We start from the raw sequence: 16,008 nt of genomic DNA, 5'->3' as shown, positions 1-16,008 counted from the left end.
TGGCGACTTCCTGTATTGAGTAGCAATGAGTCAACGTAGCGACCGCAGCGATCAGTCCGACGTCCTGAGCCTGGATAGCGGACTCGAGGCACTCCGCCAGAGCTCGGAGTTTCGCGGCCCGGTCGAATCCCTCGAGGGACACGGCCACTCCAACGATCACTTCGCGCTCGTCTACGAGAGCGAAGCGGAGCAGTTCGCGGCCGCGATTCCGTTCCTTCGCCAGGGACTCGAGCGGGGTGAGAAGTGCATGTACGTCGTCGAAGAGGAGGACAGGGACGAAGTGCTGGCGGCGATGCGAGAGCGGGGCATCGACGTCGACGCCAGACTCGAGTCCGGCGCGCTGACCCTCGAATCGGTCGAGAACACGTATCTGAAGGGGGGCTCTTTCAGTATCGACGAGATGACGGACCGCTACGCCGACATCATCGAGGAGGCCACCGCGGAGTACGAGGCGTTTCGGCTGGTCGCCGAGACGGGATGGATCGTCGAGGACGACGTGACGATCGAGGAGTTCATGGAGTACGAGAGCAAGGTAAACGACGTCTTCGACGGCGAAGACGCGATCGCGCTCTGTCTCTACGACCGCCGGCACTTTCCGGCCGAGGGGATCTGCGACGTCGTCCGGGTCCATCCCCACCTCATCCACGACAACACCGTCTGCCACAACTTCTACTACACCCCGCCGGAGGAGTTCTGCGGACCAGCGAAGCCGGATCACGAGGTCGACCGAATGCTGGGGACGCTACAGGAGCGGACGGAAGCGAAGACGGAGTTGAGCGATCAAAAGCGCTTCCTCCAGCGGCTGAACGGGGTCACGTCCGATCCGGACAAATCCTTCGAAGCGAAGCTGCAGGCCCTGTTCGAACTCGGCTGTGAACAGTTCGACCTCGACCTGGGGGCCCTGAACCGCGTCGACCCGGACGCCGATCACCTGGAGGTGGAACACGTCAGCGGCGATCACGACTACTTCCAGCCCGGGGTCGAACTCGAGCTGTCGGAGACGTACTGTCAGGCTGCAGCCGATATCGAGGAGGCCGCGAGCGTGTCGGACCCGACCGAGGAGGAGTTCGACGAAATCACCGTTTACGAGGACTACGGGGTCGAAGCGTATCTCGGCACGTACGTCCCGGTCGAGGGTGAGGCCGATCGGACGCTCGCGTTCGTCACCTCACGACCTCGGACGGAGCCGTTCTCCGAGCAGGAACGCACGTCCCTCGAGCTGATGGGACAGTGGGTGAAATACGAACTCGAGCACCAGCAGTATCAGCGAGAGCTCGAGCAGACGGTCGCGAAACTCAAACAGTCCAACGATCGACTGAAACAGTTCGCCTACGCCGCCTCCCACGACCTTCAGGAGCCCCTGCGGATGGTCTCGAGCTACCTGCAGCTCCTCGAGAACCGATACGCGGACGATCTCGACGAGCAGGCCCAGGAGTACATCGACTTCGCGGTCGACGGGGCAAACAGAATGCGGGCGATGGTCGGCGATCTGCTCTCGTTTTCGCGGGTCGAACGGGCCGACAACGAGTTCGGACCCGTCGACTGTGACGCCGTCCTCGAACGGGTCCTCGCGGACCACCGGATGCAGATCGAGGAGCGCAACGCCGAGATATCCGTCGGCTCGCTCCCAACGGTCTCGGCCGACGGCGAGCAGCTCGAGCAGCTGTTCGCCAACCTCGTCTCCAACGCCGTCAAGTACAACGAGAGCGCCCCGCCACGGGTCGAGATCGACGCCGAGGAGCGATCGGACTGCTGGGAGTTTACGGTCGCCGACAACGGGATCGGGATCGATCCGGACAGGGCAGACCAGATCTTCGAGGTCTTCAAGCGGCTCCACCACGACGAACAGTATCCGGGGACCGGCATCGGGCTCTCACTGTGTCAGGAGATCGTCGAGAACCACGACGGTGACATCTGGGTCGACTCCGAACCGGGCAACGGGTCGACGTTCCACGTGACGCTCGCGAAACGGGCGGCGGACTGATGCACGCGGACACCGGGACGGACGGAGCCGACGTGCTGCTGGTCGAGGACAATCACGGCGACGTCCACTTGATCGAGACGACGTTCGAGGAGCGAGCGCTTCCCGGTGAGCTACACACCGTCCAGACGGGGGACGCGGCGCTCGACTGGCTCTACCGGCGCGGCGAATTCGCCGACGCGCCGGTGCCCGACCTCGTTCTCCTGGATCTGAACCTGCCGGCGGTCAGCGGGCAGGCCCTCCTCGAGGAGGTCAAGTCCGACCCGCGCCTGAAGCGAACGCCGGTCGTCGTCCTGACCGGGTCGGACTCCGAAAGCGATCTGATCGCGGCGTACGAGGCGGGCGCGAACGCCTACTTGCTCAAACCGGTCGATCCGGACGCGTTCGCGGACCGCCTTCAGTCGATCACGGAGTTCTGGCTCTCCACTGCGGTGCTCCCGCCCGCGGCTCCCACGGACGCCGAGTAGTGAAAACGAGTTGAGACGCCCCAGGTCGTCGAAGATTGCCGACACGTCCCCGGCAACGGGTGACAGCGGAACTCGCCGGCTACCCTCACTGACTCTCGAGCAACTCGCTCGCGGTGACCAGCGACTCCATCTCCAGTCCCGCGTCTTCGACGTTCTCGCGGCCGCCCTCCTCGCGGTCGACGACGACGAGCGCGCGCTCGACGGTCGCGCCGGCCTCGCGAAGCGCCTCGACGGCCTCGACGAGGCTCGTCCCCGTCGTCACGATGTCCTCGAGGACGACGACCTCCTCGCCCTCGGCGAGGCGGCCCTCGATCAGGTTTCCGGTGCCGTACTCCTTGCGCTGCTTGCGCGCGATGACGTAGGGGACGCCGGCGGCGACGCTCGTCGCGGCGGCGAGTGGGACGCCGCCGAGGGCGACCCCGCCGAGTTTGTCGTCGGCGTCCAGGCGGTCGGCGAAGGCCCCGGCGATCAACTCGAGGCAGTCGGGGTCGGTCTCGAAGAGGTACTTGTCGACGTAGTACTCGCTGGTGCCGCCGTGGGAGAGTTCGAACTCGCCGAACTGAACGGCGTCGGCCGCGCGCAGGGCCGCGATGAGTTCCTCGTTGGTCATGCTCGAGAGGGCGCACCGGACCGAAATAAGCGGTGTGGAACGGGACGCGACCGGAAGCTCGAACGGGCAGGCCGACTCGACGGCCCCCGCACATCCGGCCGAAACCGTCACGTACGTCCGTGACAGGTAGCTTTTTACCTTCGCCGGAAAGTGTGCCCCACGATGACATCATCCAGTGCGAACGAGCCACACCCGGACGTACAGGAGTTTCTCGAGCTCTACGAGTCGCTCGATACGCCGGAGTTCAGCGAGATCACGCCCCGGGAGGCCCGCCGGAATTTCGAGGCGATGCGCGTCACCGACGAACCCGACATCGAACTCGAGTCCGTCGAAGATCACACCATCGACGGGCCACACGGTGACCTCGCGGTCCGGAGCTACGACCCCGGCACCGAGGGCGAGGATCGGCCGCTGATCGTCTACTTCCACGGGGGTGGGTGGGTCGTCGGGAGCATCGATACCCACGACGGCGTCTGCAGGAAGCTGGCCGACGACACCGGCTATCCCGTCGTCAGCGTCGACTACGGGCTCGCGCCGGAGCATCCCTTCCCCGAGGGCTTGCAGGACTGTTACGCCGCCCTCGAGTGGGTAGCCGGGGAAACCGACGACCTGAACGCGGATCCCGACAGGATCGTCGTGGGCGGCGACAGCGCCGGCGGCGGCCTCGCGGCGGGCCTGTCGCTGCTCGCCCGGGATCGGGGCGGGCCCAACATCGCCTATCAGCTGTTGATCTATCCCAGCGTCGGCGACGCGCCAGCGACCGAGGCCTACGAGGAGAACAAGGAGGGCTATTTCCTCACGGAAGACGACATGGAGTGGTTTCGCGACCACTACTTCGAGACGGAAATCGATATGCGGAATATCTACGCCTTCCCCCTGTTCGCGAACGATCTCTCGGACCTGCCGCCTGCGACGATCATCACCGCCGGCTTCGACCCGCTGCGCGACGTCGGTGCGATGTACGCCGACCGACTCGAGGACGCCGGCGTCCCCGTCGAGTACCACAACTACGACGACATGATCCACGGCTTCTTCAGCATGATCTCGGATCCGATCGATCTGGATCGCGCCCACGAGGCCCACGAGGCCGCCCGCGCGGACATGGAAGCGACGCTCGAGTAAGCGGCGTCCCGAAAAGCGACGGAGTCGGTTCAGTCCATTACCACGGCTCGTTCTTCAGCCCCAGTTTGTACGCGATCGCATTCGTCGTCACGTGGAGGATCGGCGTGAGCACGACGACCACGAAGAGGACCTCGAGCGTGAACCACTCGCGGAACCAGTCGAAGTCGAGCAGGGCGACCAGCGGCAGGGAGACGACGACGAAGTCCAACTGATCGAGGCCGGGGAACATCGCGCCGCGCTGGCGGCCGGTCCGTCGCTTGAGAAACGAGGCGAGGATGTCGCCGAGCATCGCCCCGCCGGCGAGGCCGAGCGCCGCGGGCGGCGTGAATTCGGGGAGATCGAAACCGAGCGCGTCGCCGACGGACGGCTCGATGACGGTGAGCACGGCCGCGAGCGCGAGCCCGGCGACGATACCGATCGCCGTCCCGCGCCACGTTTTCCCGTCGCCGAGCACTCGCCTGTCGCCCCACGTCCGGCCGCCGTCGATCGGCCGGCCGCCGCCGGCCAGCACCGCGGCGTTGTTGGGGACGTAGGCGGGCAACATCGCCCAGAACGCGATCGCGATAGTCTCGAGTACTGCCATATCCGCGGGGACGAACCGGTGTGTCTTAACCGCCGGTGGTTCGTCGCCGGCCGCCGAGCCGGCGGCGAGGAGCGAGCCCACCGGCCGGCCATTTGTACACACTATCTGTTTCCGGCATACACGAAAAGGTTTTATCGTTCCTGATAGATGGCCCACTAGAGGCCCTGGGACCATGCCACGAGAGCATATTTTCGACGAATCGGAGTACGATCGCCGGGTCGATCGGACGAAAGATCGATTGCGCGAGGAGGATCTCGACGCCATCGTCGTCGCGGATCCGGCGAACATGAACTACCTGACGGGGTACGACGGCTGGTCGTTCTACGTCCACCAGGCCGTCGTCGTCACGCCCGACCGGGACGAACCCGTCTGGATCGGCCGCGGGATGGACGCCAACGGCGCGCGGGCGACGACCCATCTCGGCGAGGACAGCATCCGCGCGTACAGCGACGACCACGTCCACTCTCCTCACGACCTCCACCCGATGGACTACGTCGCGGGCGTCTTGGAGGAACTCGAGGTCGCGGACGGCCGGATCGGTCTCGAGATGGACGCCTCCTACTTCACCGCCAAATCCTACACCCGACTGCAGCAGAACCTCCCCGAGGCGGAGTTCGAGGACGCGACACTGCTGGTCGGCTGGGTGCGCATCAAGAAATCCGAGCAGGAACTCGAGTACATGCGCGAGGCCGCGCGCATCTCCGAGAACGCGATGCAGGCGGGCCTGGACGTCATCGAGGAGGGCGTGCCGGAGTACGAGGCCGCGTCCGCGATTTACGAACAGCTCATCACGGGCACCGAAGACTACGGCGGCGACTACCCGTCGATCGTCCCGCTGATGCCTTCGGGCGATCACACCGGGACACCGCACCTGACCTGGACCGACCGGCCGTTCGAGGACGGCGATCCGGTCATCATCGAACTCTCCGGCTGTCGCCACCGGTATCACTCCCCGCTGGCTCGCACGACGTTCGTCGGCGACCCGCCCGCGGAACTCGAGGAAACGGCCGACATCGTGGTCGAGGGGATCGGGGCCGCGCTCGATACCGTCGAACCCGGCGTCACCTGCGAGGAAGTCGAGAAAGCCTGGCGCGAGACGATCGCACAGTACGGCCTCGAGAAGGAGGACCGCATCGGCTACTCGATGGGGCTCGGCTACCCGCCGGACTGGGGCGAACACACTGCGAGCCTGCGCCCCGGCGACGAGACGGTGCTCGAAGAAGACATGACGTTCCACATGATCCCGGGCATCTGGACCGACGAGATCGGCATGGAGATCAGCGAGACGTTCCGCGTCACCGGCAGCGGCGCGGAGACGCTGGCTGACTTCCCGCGGCGGCTGTTCACTGCCTGATGCTGCCGGCCCCGACGACTACTCGCTGACATACGAACCCATTCCATGAGCACGACACCAACCGCAACGGAGAGCGAATCGGACGACGAACCGGACTCGGCGCTGACCACCGCGCGCCGCCAACTCGAGCGCGCTGCGACTCACGTCGACGTCGATCCCGGCGTCATCGAGCGCCTGAAGTACCCGACGCGGGTCCAGCAGGTATCGGTCCCCCTCGAGCGCGAGGACGGCTCCGTCGAGGTCTTCACCGGCTACCGCGCCCAGCACGACGACGTCCGCGGCCCCTACAAGGGCGGCCTCCGCTACCACCCCGAAGTCAGCGCCGAGGAGTGTACCGGGCTCTCGATGTGGATGACCTGGAAGTGCGCCGTGATGGACCTCCCCTTCGGCGGCGGGAAGGGAGGCGTCGCCGTCGATCCCAAGTCGCTGACCGCAGACGAGACCGAGCGGCTCACCCGCCGGTTCGCCGAGGAACTGCGCGACGCCGTCGGGCCGACGAAGGACGTTCCTGCGCCCGACATGGGCACCGACGCCCAGACGATGGCCTGGTTCATGGACGCCTACTCGATGCAACAGGGCGAGACGATCCCCGGCGTCGTCACCGGCAAACCGCCGGTCATCGGCGGCTCCTACGGCCGCGAGGAGGCCCCCGGCCGATCGACCGCGATCGCCGCCCGCGAAGCGATCCAGTACTACGACCGCGAGGTCTCGGCCACGACGGTCGCCGTGCAGGGCTTCGGGAGCGTCGGTGCCAACGCCGCCCGCCTGCTCGAGGACTGGGGCGCGACGATCGTCGCAGTGAGCGACGTCAACGGCGCGGTCTACGACGCCGACGGGATCGACGTCGACGCGATCCCCTCACACGACGAGGAGCCGGAAGCGGTCACCAGTTTCGCGAACGATCTTAGCGACGACGATAGCGTCCGTCGGCTCTCGAACGAGGAACTGCTCGAGCTCGACGTCGACGTGTTGATCCCGGCGGCCGTCGGCAACGTCATCACGGCGGACAACGCCGACGCTATTCAGGCGGACATCGTCGTCGAGGGCGCGAACGGCCCGACCACGTTCGCCGCCGACACCATTCTTCAGGAGCGCGGTGTCGCGGTGATCCCCGACATCCTCGCGAACGCGGGCGGCGTCACCGTCTCCTACTTCGAGTGGCTCCAGGACATCAACCGCCGGCAGTGGTCGCTCGAGCGCGTCAACGACGAGCTCGAAGAGCACATGCTCGAGGCCTGGGACGACGTCCGCACCGAGGTCGACGCGAAGGGGCTGACGTGGCGCGACGCGGCCTACGTGGTGGCGCTCTCCCGGATCGCGGAGGCGAAGGCGACCCGCGGGCTCTGGCCGTAGATCCGCCATCGCCGGGAGCCGCCGTCGCCGTCTACCGGCGCGGTCGGCCGTTCGAGAGGGCAGAGAAGGAAAGCGCTCATGTCCCAGCAGCTATACCCTGCGAGTATGTCGACGTGGAAACGGGAGTTCGCGAGCGGGCTGATCGTCGTCGGTCCGATACTCGTCACGCTGTACGTGATCTACCGGTTCTACGCGATCATCACCGGCCTCACGCCGGTGCCCGTAGTCGACGCGGCCGCGCTGCGCGGCTGGATCGGCCACGAGCCGACCCGCGTGCTTGCCGCTCGTATCCTCCGTATCGCCATCTCGCTTTCCGTTTTCGCGCTCGTGACGGTCGTCGTCGGCTCGCTGACCCGAACGACGATCGGCGACCTCTTTTCCGACGGTATCGACGGCGTCGTCAACCGCCTCCCGGGACTGCGCGTCGTCTACAACGCGTCGAAAGTCGCCGCCGAGACCACGTTCGGCGAGGAGCAGGCGCTACAGGAGCCGGTCAAAGTCACGAGCTGGGATAACAAGCAGCTGACCGCGTTCAAGACCGGTCACGTCACACCCGACGGGAAGGAGGTTCTGTTCATTCCGACGGCACCGAACGTCACCTCGGGGTTCGTCGTCGAGGCCGACCCGGAGCGCGTCACCGAAACCGACGAATCGATCGAATCGGCGATGGCGCGCATGCTGAGCGGCGGGTTCGGCGACAGCAAGGGATCGAGCACGACGGTGCCGTTCGATACGTCCGGAACCCGATCGGCAGACGAAGAGTGAAAAGCGAACTCGAGGCCCCGACTTATCGCGAGAGCGCGGCCGCGACCTTCTCGATCGGATGGGGCGGCTCCGACGCGCCCTCTCGACTCGAGAGCTGCGACCGGCAAGACGCCCCGGGCGCGACGACCGTCTCGCCGTCGCTGTCGTCGACCTGCTCGAAGAGGATCTCCCCGATCTTCCGGCTCAGCGAGTAGTGTTCGGCCTCGTAGCCGAAGGAACCGGCCATGCCACAACAACCCGAATCGAGCGCGTCGACCTCGTAGCCGGCCGCCCGCAGGACGGCGGCCGCGTGGCCGTCTTTCTTCGTCGCCTTCTGGTGACAGTGGCCGTGGTAGGTCAGCCGCTCGTCGGGCGCGGCGGTCGGCAGTCCGGCCACCAGCTCGAACCGATCGAGATACTCCATGACGCCGTACGCGTTCGCCGCGACTCGCTCGGCGTCGCGCCCCTCGAGCAGATCGAGGTAGTCCGACTGGAGCATCACGGCGTCCGAGGGTTCGACCAGGACGACGTCCCAGCCGTCCTCGACGTACGGTGCGAGGGCGTCGACGTTCGTCCGCGCTCGCTCGCTCGATTTGTCGAGGAAGCCCTTCGAGTGCGCCGGCCGCCCCGTCGAGGTCACGCCGTCTGGAATCTCCACGCGGACGCCGGCCGTCTCGAGCACCTGTACGGCCGCCTTCCCGGCCCGCGGGTGGTTGTAGTTGGTGTAGGTATCGGGGAAGAGCAGCACCTTCCGGGAGGCTTCCTCGAGCGGGATTCGGGAGCCGCCGCGGGCCTCGAACCAGTCCTCGAAGCTCTGGCTCGCGAACGTCGGCAGGTCGCGCTCGCGGGCGATGCCGACGGTCTTCTCGGCGACCGTTCCCGCACCGGGGAGCGAGGCGGCCCAGTTCGAGAGCGGCGCGAGCGCGGAGCCGACGGCGTTGAGCCGGTCGACGTTCGCGAAGAGTCGATCGCGGAGACTCGCGCCGTTCTCCTGGTGGTTCGCGTGCTCCACCTCGGCCTTGAGTTTGGCCATGTCGACCTCACTCGGGCAGTCTCGCGCACAGCCCTTGCAGCCGATACAGAGGTCCATCACCTCGGCGAGGAACTCCGGATCGGTGCTCTCGGCGTCGAGTTCCCCGTTCATCGCCCCGCGGAGCATGTTCGCGCGCCCGCGAGTGCTCAGGCTCTCTTCCTCGGCCGCGCGGTAGGTCGGACACATCACGCCGCCGGTCGTCTCCTGGGAGCCGCGACAGCCCGCACAGCCGTGGCAGAGCTCGACCATGCCCTGGAAGCCGTTGTCGTTCTCCCAGTTCAGGGCGGGCTCGAAGCCGGCTTCGAACTCGTACTCCGGCGAGAACCGCAGGTGTTCGGTCATGTCGTGGTCGCCACAGACGTTCCCCGGATTGAGCAGCCAGTCGGGATCGAACGCCGTCTTCAGCTCGCGGAAGAGCGACCAGACCTCGTCGCCGTAGAGTTTGCGGTTCCACTGGGTGCGGGCGCGGCCGTCGCCGTGTTCGCCCGAGACCGAGCCGTCGTACCGGACGACGAGATCGGTCACGGCGTCGGAAATCGCTTCGAACTGGTTCAGTCCGGCCGGGCTCTTCGTGTCGACCAGCGGTCGCATGTGCATACAGCCCGGCCCCGCGTGGGCGTAGAAGCTCGCGAACGTGTCCTGCTCCTCGAGCACGTCCTGGAAATCGTCGACGTAGTCCGCGAGGTGCTCCGTCGGGACGGCCGTGTCCTCGATGAAGGAGATGTGCTTGGCGTCGGAGGTCCGCGAGAGCAGAATGGGGGCCGCGCTCTTGCGGAGCTTCCAGAGTTCGGCGCGATCGGCGGGTCGGTAGGCCTCGAGGGCGTCGAACGCGCGGACGGGATCCGAATCGGTCGTCGACTCAGTTGCAGTCGTGCCGCCGTCGGATGCCGGTGCGCTCGAAGCGGGCAACCGATCCGCGAGCATCGCCTCTACCTTCTCGCGGGCGTCTTCCTCGCTCTCGCCGTAGAACTCGACGAGTAGCGCCGTCTCGGTTCCCGCGGGGAGCTTCGCGGCCACATCGGCGAACTCTTCGGTGTCTCGAGCGAGCTCGAGCAACACGTCGTCGATCGCCTCGACGGCCGCCGGGTCGTGCTGCCGGACGATGGTATCGACGTCGGCCATCGCGTCGAGCAGGTCCTCGTACGTGAGCAGGACGACGGCCGTCGTCTCCGGAATGGGCTCGAGCGAGACTGTCGCCTCGGTGATCACGCCCAGCGTCCCCTCGCTGCCGGCGAAGACGCGGGCGAGGTTGACCGTCGCGTCGGGATCGGGTTCGCCGTCGATCTCGACCGTCTCGTCCGTGTTCTCGTCGAAGGCGTCGGGCTCCCCGTACGCTTCGCCGACCAGTCGATCGAGATTGTAGCCGGAGACGTTGCGCTTCAGTTGCGGGTAGACCTCGGCGATCGCGTCGGCCTCCTCGTCGATCACGCGCCGCAGGGCCTCGTAGATCCGCTCGAGGAGACCCCCGTCGGGATCCGCTCGCTCGCGAAGTTCCGCGACCGTCACCTCGCCGAAGCGTTCGACGGAGCCGTCGGCGAGGACGACCTCACACTCCTCGACGTAGGCATCGGTCTTGCCGTACTGCAGCGAGTGTGCCCCCGTCGAGTTGTTGCCGATCGCCCCGGCGACCGTGCTGCGGTTGCCGGCGGCGGGGTCGGGCGCGAACTTCAGCCCGTGGGGCTCGAGCGCGTCGTTGAGATCCGCGAGGACGGCCCCCGCCTGAACCGTTGCCCGGCGTTCGTCGGGCGCGACCGCGAGCGCGTCGCCCATGTGCGCGGTGAAGTCGAGGACGACGGCCTCGTTGACCGCCTGTCCGGCGAGGCTCGTGCCGCCGCCCCGCGGGAGGACCGGGATGCCGTTCTCGGCGCAGTACTCGACGACACTCGCGACGTCCGCCGTCGAGCGCGGGAGGACGACGCCGACGGGCGTCACCTCGTAGGCGCTGGCGTCGGTCGCGTACAGTCGCCGACTGTACTCGTCGAACCGGACCTCGCCGTCGACGCGCTCGCGCAGCACCGAGACGAGTTCGGGACGGTCGATCTCGCCGCCGACGTAGTCGTAGTCGGCTCGCGAGTCGGCCGCCGGATCGTCGGCCCGGGGGTCCGACGGCGGCCCGAGGTCGGTCTCGTCCGGACTCGCGGTCTGATCGCTGTGATCGGTCGTTGAACGGTGATCGTCGGTTGCCATCGTGTTAGCTCGAGTCGGGCCGATAGACGGCGTTTTCTATGTCGCCGTCGGTCTCGAGGGCCTCGACGTTGTGCGCCACGATGTCGGCCAGCCGGTCCCAGTGTTTCGGCGTGTGGCCACCCGTGTGGGGCGTGATGAGGCAGTTCTCGAGGTCCCAGAGGGGGTGGTCGGCCGGCAGCGGCTCGGGATCGGTCACGTCGAGTGCGGCGCCCCGAATCCCCTCGAACTGGAGCGCGGAGACCAGCGCGTCGGTGTCGATGATGCCGCCGCGGGCAGCGTTGACGACCACCGCGTTCGGCGGCAGCGTCGCCAGTTCCTCCTCGCCGACCAGTCCGCGGGTGAGATCGTTGAGCGGGCACGCGAGGACGACGTAGTCGCTCCGGGAGAAGGCTTCGTGAACGTCGTCCTCCTCGAAGCCGAGCACCTCGTCGGTCGGGCCGCCTTTCTCGGGCGTGTAGCGGATGCCGATCGTCTCGACCTCGAAGCCCTCGAGTCGCTGGACGATCTCCTGGCCGATCGAGCCGAGGCCGACGATCGTGACGGTGCTGTCGGTGAACTCGTACGACTGGAAGTGACGCCACTCGTCGTTTGCCTTGCGCCGCCAGCCCTCGTGAAGTCGGCGCGCGAAGACGAGCATGTTACCGATCGACTGCTCGGCGATGCCGGGGGCGTGGATCCCGCCCGCGTTGGTGACCGTGACGCCGTGGTCCGCCAGCGCGTCCATCGGGACGTGGTCGGTGCCGGCGAAGGTACACGCGAACAGCTCGAGCCGGTCGGCGCGCTCGAGCAGGTCCTCGTCGATCGAGATTCCCGTCACGATCCGCGCCTGTGGGACGAGTTCGCGTTCCTCCTTCGGCGTCCGCGCGAGCGCGACCGTGTGCTCTGGCAGCCGCTCGCGCAGGGTTTCGGCGTACGATTCCATCGACAGCCCTTCCGTTCCCTCTCGCAGAACGACGATGTCTGGATTCGTGCTCATGTGAGTTAGTCCGCGCCGCGTGCGCGGTAGTGGTCTACCGTACGATTGTCAGCATCTCTCTTATCCTTTTTGTGTAGTCGTCGTTAACAGCAATTGTGTATAATTAAGGGGGTGGGGGTCGTCAGTCCCTAGCATGCCCGAACCGATTCAGGAGCGACTCGAGACGGTTCGTCGCAGTTTTCACCGCCACCCCGAGCCCGCATGGCGCGAGTTCTTCACCACGGCCCAGCTCGTCGCGGAGATTCGGGAGATCGGCGTCGACGAACTCGCCGTCGGCCCGGACGCCTACGATCCCGACGACCGGATGGCCATCCCAGACGACGACCTCGAGCCGTGGCTCGAGCGCGCCCGCGAGCGCGGCGCAGACGAGGACCTGCTGGCGAAACTCGAGGGCGGCACGACCGGCGCGGTCGCGGTGCTCGAGCGCGGCGAGGGGCCGGCGATCGGCCTTCGCGTCGACATCGACGGCCTGTTCATCGAGGAATCGACCGACGGAGAGCACGTTCCCGCCGCGGAGGGCTTTCGTTCGGAGATCGACGGGACGATGCACGCCTGCGGCCACGACGCCCACATGACCTGGGGGCTGGCCGCGCTCGAGGCGATCGCCGAGAGCGACTTTTCCGGCCGGCTGGTCGTCTTCTTCCAACCTGCCGAGGAGACGGGCGGCGGCGGCTGTCCGATGGCCAAAAGCGAGTACGCGGACGATCTGGACTACCTGCTGGCGATTCACGTCGGCCTCGATCACCCGACCGGGGAGGTGGTCGCGGGGATCGAGAAGCCCCTGGCGATGTGCCACGTCGACGCGACGATCGAGGGTACCTCAGCGCACGCGGGGAAGGCACCGAACGAGGGCGACAACGCCATGCACGCGATGGGGACCGCGATCGAGAACGCCTACGGCATCCCCCGGCACAGCGACGGGATGACCCGCGTCAACATCGGGAAGGCCGAGGCGGGGACCGCGAGCAACGTCATCGCCGAAAAAGCCCACATGGAGTGCGAAGCACGGGGTGAGACGACCGAGCTGATGGAGTTCATGAAGCGGCGACTCGAGCACACCGTGAAATCGGCGGCGCGGATGCACGGCTGTGAGGCCGAGGTCGACGTCGTCAGCGAGTCGCCGCGGGCCGACAGCGACCCCGAGATGCAGGAGATCGTAAGCGAAGTCGCCGGCAGCGTCGACGGGATCGAGCGCGTGCTGCCGGCCGCCGACTTCGGTGCGAGCGAGGACGCGACGTTCCTGATGGAGCGCGTTCAAGACGAGGGCGGGCTGGCGACCTACATGATCGTCGGCACGGACCACCCGACGAGCCACCACACGCCGACCTTCGACGTGGACGAGCGCAGCCTCGAGCACGGGGTCGACGTACTCGTCGACACGATTCACGAACTCGAGCGGCGGCACCCGGTTTCGCACGCGGGCGGTGAGAGCGACGAATGAGCGGGAACCGGTCCGAGAGCGAGCCTCGAGTCACCCTCGAAGATGTCGAGGCCGCTCGAGAGCGCATCGCCGACGTGGTCCACCGGACGCCGCTGGATACCTCGCGGACGTTCGCCGAAATGAGCGGCGCGGCCTCGGTCGGACTCAAACTCGAGAACGTCCAGCGGACGGGCTCGTTCAAGATCCGCGGGGCGTACAACACGATGGCCCAGCTCTCGCCCGCGGAGCGCGAGGCCGGGGTCATCGCCTCGAGTGCGGGCAACCACGCGCAGGGCGTCGCGCTGGCCGGCGACCTGCTCGACATCGATACGACGATCGTCGTCCCCGAGGTGACGCCGGCAGCGAAGATCGAGGCCACCCGTGGCTACGGGGCCGAGGTGGTCGTCGAAGGCGACATCTACGAGCGGTCCTACGAGTACGCCCTCGAGCGGGCCGACGAGACGGGAGAGACGTTCGTCCACCCCTTCGACGACGAGGCCATCGTCGCCGGCCAGGGAACGGTCGGCCTCGAGTTGCTCGAGCAATACCCCGAGATCGACACCGTCCTCGTTTCGATCGGCGGCGGCGGGCTCATCTCGGGCATCGGGACGGCCCTGAAAGCTCGCGATCCGGACGTGCGCGTAATCGGCGTCCAGCCCGAGGGAGCCGCCCACGCCAAGCCGTCGCTCGAGGCCGGCGAGATCCGCGAACTCCCGGACGTCGACACCGTCGCGGAGGGGATCGCGGACACCCGACTGCTCGAGACGACCTTCGCGATCGCCCGCGAGGTCGTCGACGACGTGATTAGCGTGAGCGACCGGGAGATCGCTTCTGCAGTTACTCTGTTGGCCGAGCGCGCGAAGACCGTCGCCGAGAGCGCCGGGGCCGCGCCGCTGGCCGGGGCGCTGTCGGACGAGCTCGACCTCGCGGGCGAACACGTCGGCGTCGTCGTCTCGGGCGGGAACGTCAACCTCACCGAGCACGCCGAACTGACGCGGACGGGATTGCACGAACTCGAGCGCTACGCGGAGGCCAGACTCGCGCTCGACGGCTGGCCGACGACGGTCGGCGACGTGGTCGAGACCGTCGAATCGGAGGGTGCAGAACTGGACGTCCTCGAGCGCGCTCGACGGACCGGGGTCGACCATCCGAACCGGACGCCGGTGACGATCGGCCTCGAGGGGAGCGGCCTCGATCATCTCGAGGGGGTGCTCGAGGCGCTGGCGGGGCTCGATGGGGTGTCCGTCGTCGAACGGTCGCTCGAATAATCGTGCTGGTAACGTAGGCAACGGAGTGACGACCGATCCGTCCGGAGGATATCAGTAGCCGCACGCCGAGACGAGGCATCTACGCGGCACGGAGAGGTCGTTGCATACGCCTCGAATCAACGAGGAAAAGACGGAGAGTTACCGCTTTCGAGCGACGAGCGAGACGCTTTTCACGCCGTACTTCTGGCACGCGCCCTGCGCCCGTTCCGAGGTGAACTCGTACGCCGAGTTATCACGAGCGTCGATGAGTTCGAAGCCGGGCGTTTCGATCATCGCCGTATAGTCGTCGACCTGTTCGGCGCCACCGATGCAGGCCGCCCAGAGATCCGCGTTGGTTTTGATGCGCTCCGATAGTCGACGCTCGCTGATGATATCCGAGAGGGCTAACCGACCGTCGGGATCTAGCACGCGGCTCGCCTCTTCGAAGACGCGATCTTTCTCCGCCGAGAGGTTGATCACACCGTTCGAGATCACTGCGTCGAACGAACCGTCCTCGAACGGAAGGTTCTCGATGTGATCGTGGTGGAACTCGACGTTGTGAAAACCGTTGTCCGCAGCGAGGGTGCGAGCCTTCTCGACCTGTTCGCGGGTCATATCGATGCCCGTCACCGTGCCGGTCTCGGTGACGTGCACCCCGGCGACGAAGGCGTCCATTCCCGACCCGCTACCGAGGTCGAGCACTGCCTCGCCCGGCTCGAGTTCGGCCAGGTCGAAGTGGTAGCCGACACCCGCGAACGAGTCGATCGCCGCGTCGGGAACGTACTCGAGGTCGACGGGATCGTAGCCGAGGCGGTCGGCGAGGTCGCGGCCCGTTTCGAAGTGAAAGTCCGCGCTGGCGGACTCGGCGACGTCCCGGTACATCGACTTGACCTCGCGTTCGAGTCTATCCGTGTCGAGTGATTGACTCATC

13 protein-coding genes are annotated in these 16,008 nt (G+C 66.9%); 8 read left to right on the top strand and 5 right to left on the bottom strand.

Annotation, left to right across the window (positions count from 1 at the left end):
* Positions 1-25 precede the first annotated feature (25 nt).
* Together NDO75_RS10530 and NDO75_RS10525 are read left to right on the top strand one after the other, a co-directional pair.
* Entirely contained in the window at positions 26-1,984 is a 1,959-nt protein-coding gene (locus NDO75_RS10530) for an MEDS domain-containing protein (protein ID WP_310906169.1), read from the top strand.
* Positions 1,984-2,448: a response regulator gene (locus tag NDO75_RS10525; protein ID WP_310906168.1), complete on the top strand. Its 465-nt coding sequence runs from the start codon at positions 1,984-1,986 to the stop codon at positions 2,446-2,448. The genes NDO75_RS10530 and NDO75_RS10525 overlap by 1 nt, the downstream gene beginning before the upstream one ends.
* 85 nt (positions 2,449-2,533) lie before the next feature.
* Here the strand turns inward: NDO75_RS10525 and pyrE are convergent, their stop codons facing one another.
* Positions 2,534-3,058, bottom strand: coding sequence for an orotate phosphoribosyltransferase (gene pyrE, locus NDO75_RS10520; RefSeq protein WP_310906167.1), 525 nt, complete (start codon positions 3,056-3,058; stop codon positions 2,534-2,536).
* A 162-nt stretch (positions 3,059-3,220) separates the two neighbouring features.
* On the opposite strand from pyrE, the gene NDO75_RS10515 reads away from it, so the two are divergent.
* Positions 3,221-4,180, top strand: a complete 960-nt coding sequence (locus tag NDO75_RS10515; RefSeq protein WP_310906166.1) for an alpha/beta hydrolase — start codon at positions 3,221-3,223, stop codon at positions 4,178-4,180.
* A gap of 37 nt (positions 4,181-4,217) precedes the next feature.
* Here the strand turns inward: NDO75_RS10515 and NDO75_RS10510 are convergent, their stop codons facing one another.
* Positions 4,218-4,763: a CDP-2,3-bis-(O-geranylgeranyl)-sn-glycerol synthase gene (locus NDO75_RS10510; protein WP_310906165.1), complete on the bottom strand. Its 546-nt coding sequence runs from the start codon at positions 4,761-4,763 to the stop codon at positions 4,218-4,220.
* A 172-nt stretch (positions 4,764-4,935) separates the two neighbouring features.
* Here NDO75_RS10510 and NDO75_RS10505 point away from each other — a divergent pair, with 172 nt between their 5' ends.
* The 3 genes from NDO75_RS10505 to NDO75_RS10495 all read left to right on the top strand — a co-directional run bounded on the left by NDO75_RS10505 (position 4,936) and on the right by NDO75_RS10495 (position 8,235).
* Positions 4,936-6,117 (top strand): M24 family metallopeptidase, encoded by a 1,182-nt coding sequence (locus NDO75_RS10505; RefSeq protein WP_310906164.1) that lies wholly within the window; start codon positions 4,936-4,938, stop codon positions 6,115-6,117.
* 45 nt (positions 6,118-6,162) lie between these two features.
* Positions 6,163-7,470, top strand: coding sequence for a glutamate dehydrogenase GdhB (gdhB, locus tag NDO75_RS10500; protein WP_310906163.1), 1,308 nt, complete (start codon positions 6,163-6,165; stop codon positions 7,468-7,470).
* Positions 7,471-7,575: 105 nt separating this feature from the next.
* Positions 7,576-8,235 (top strand): DUF502 domain-containing protein, encoded by a 660-nt coding sequence (locus NDO75_RS10495; protein WP_310906162.1) that lies wholly within the window; start codon positions 7,576-7,578, stop codon positions 8,233-8,235.
* A gap of 22 nt (positions 8,236-8,257) precedes the next feature.
* Here NDO75_RS10495 and NDO75_RS10490 read toward each other — a convergent pair whose 3' ends face one another.
* Complete coding sequence (locus NDO75_RS10490; RefSeq protein ID WP_310906160.1) at positions 8,258-11,434, bottom strand: FAD-linked oxidase C-terminal domain-containing protein; 3,177 nt, start codon at positions 11,432-11,434, stop codon at positions 8,258-8,260.
* 4 nt (positions 11,435-11,438) lie between these two features.
* A complete protein-coding gene (locus NDO75_RS10485) occupies positions 11,439-12,410 on the bottom strand; it encodes a D-2-hydroxyacid dehydrogenase (protein ID WP_310906159.1) in 972 nt (323 codons plus the stop codon).
* Positions 12,411-12,543: 133 nt separating this feature from the next.
* Here NDO75_RS10485 and NDO75_RS10480 point away from each other — a divergent pair, with 133 nt between their 5' ends.
* Positions 12,544-13,851: an amidohydrolase gene (locus NDO75_RS10480; RefSeq protein ID WP_310906158.1), complete on the top strand. Its 1,308-nt coding sequence runs from the start codon at positions 12,544-12,546 to the stop codon at positions 13,849-13,851.
* Complete coding sequence (ilvA, locus tag NDO75_RS10475; RefSeq protein ID WP_310906156.1) at positions 13,848-15,098, top strand: threonine ammonia-lyase; 1,251 nt, start codon at positions 13,848-13,850, stop codon at positions 15,096-15,098. The genes NDO75_RS10480 and ilvA overlap by 4 nt, the downstream gene beginning before the upstream one ends.
* A 138-nt stretch (positions 15,099-15,236) precedes the next feature.
* Here ilvA and NDO75_RS10470 read toward each other — a convergent pair whose 3' ends face one another.
* Positions 15,237-16,007: a methyltransferase domain-containing protein gene (locus NDO75_RS10470; protein ID WP_310906155.1), complete on the bottom strand. Its 771-nt coding sequence runs from the start codon at positions 16,005-16,007 to the stop codon at positions 15,237-15,239.
* Position 16,008: the final 1 nt, after the last annotated feature.

It is taken from the genome of Natrinema sp. 1APR25-10V2 (assembly GCF_031626495.1).
GTDB lineage: Archaea > Halobacteriota > Halobacteria > Halobacteriales > Natrialbaceae > Natrinema.
This window is presented reverse-complemented; position numbering and strand designations above follow the sequence as displayed.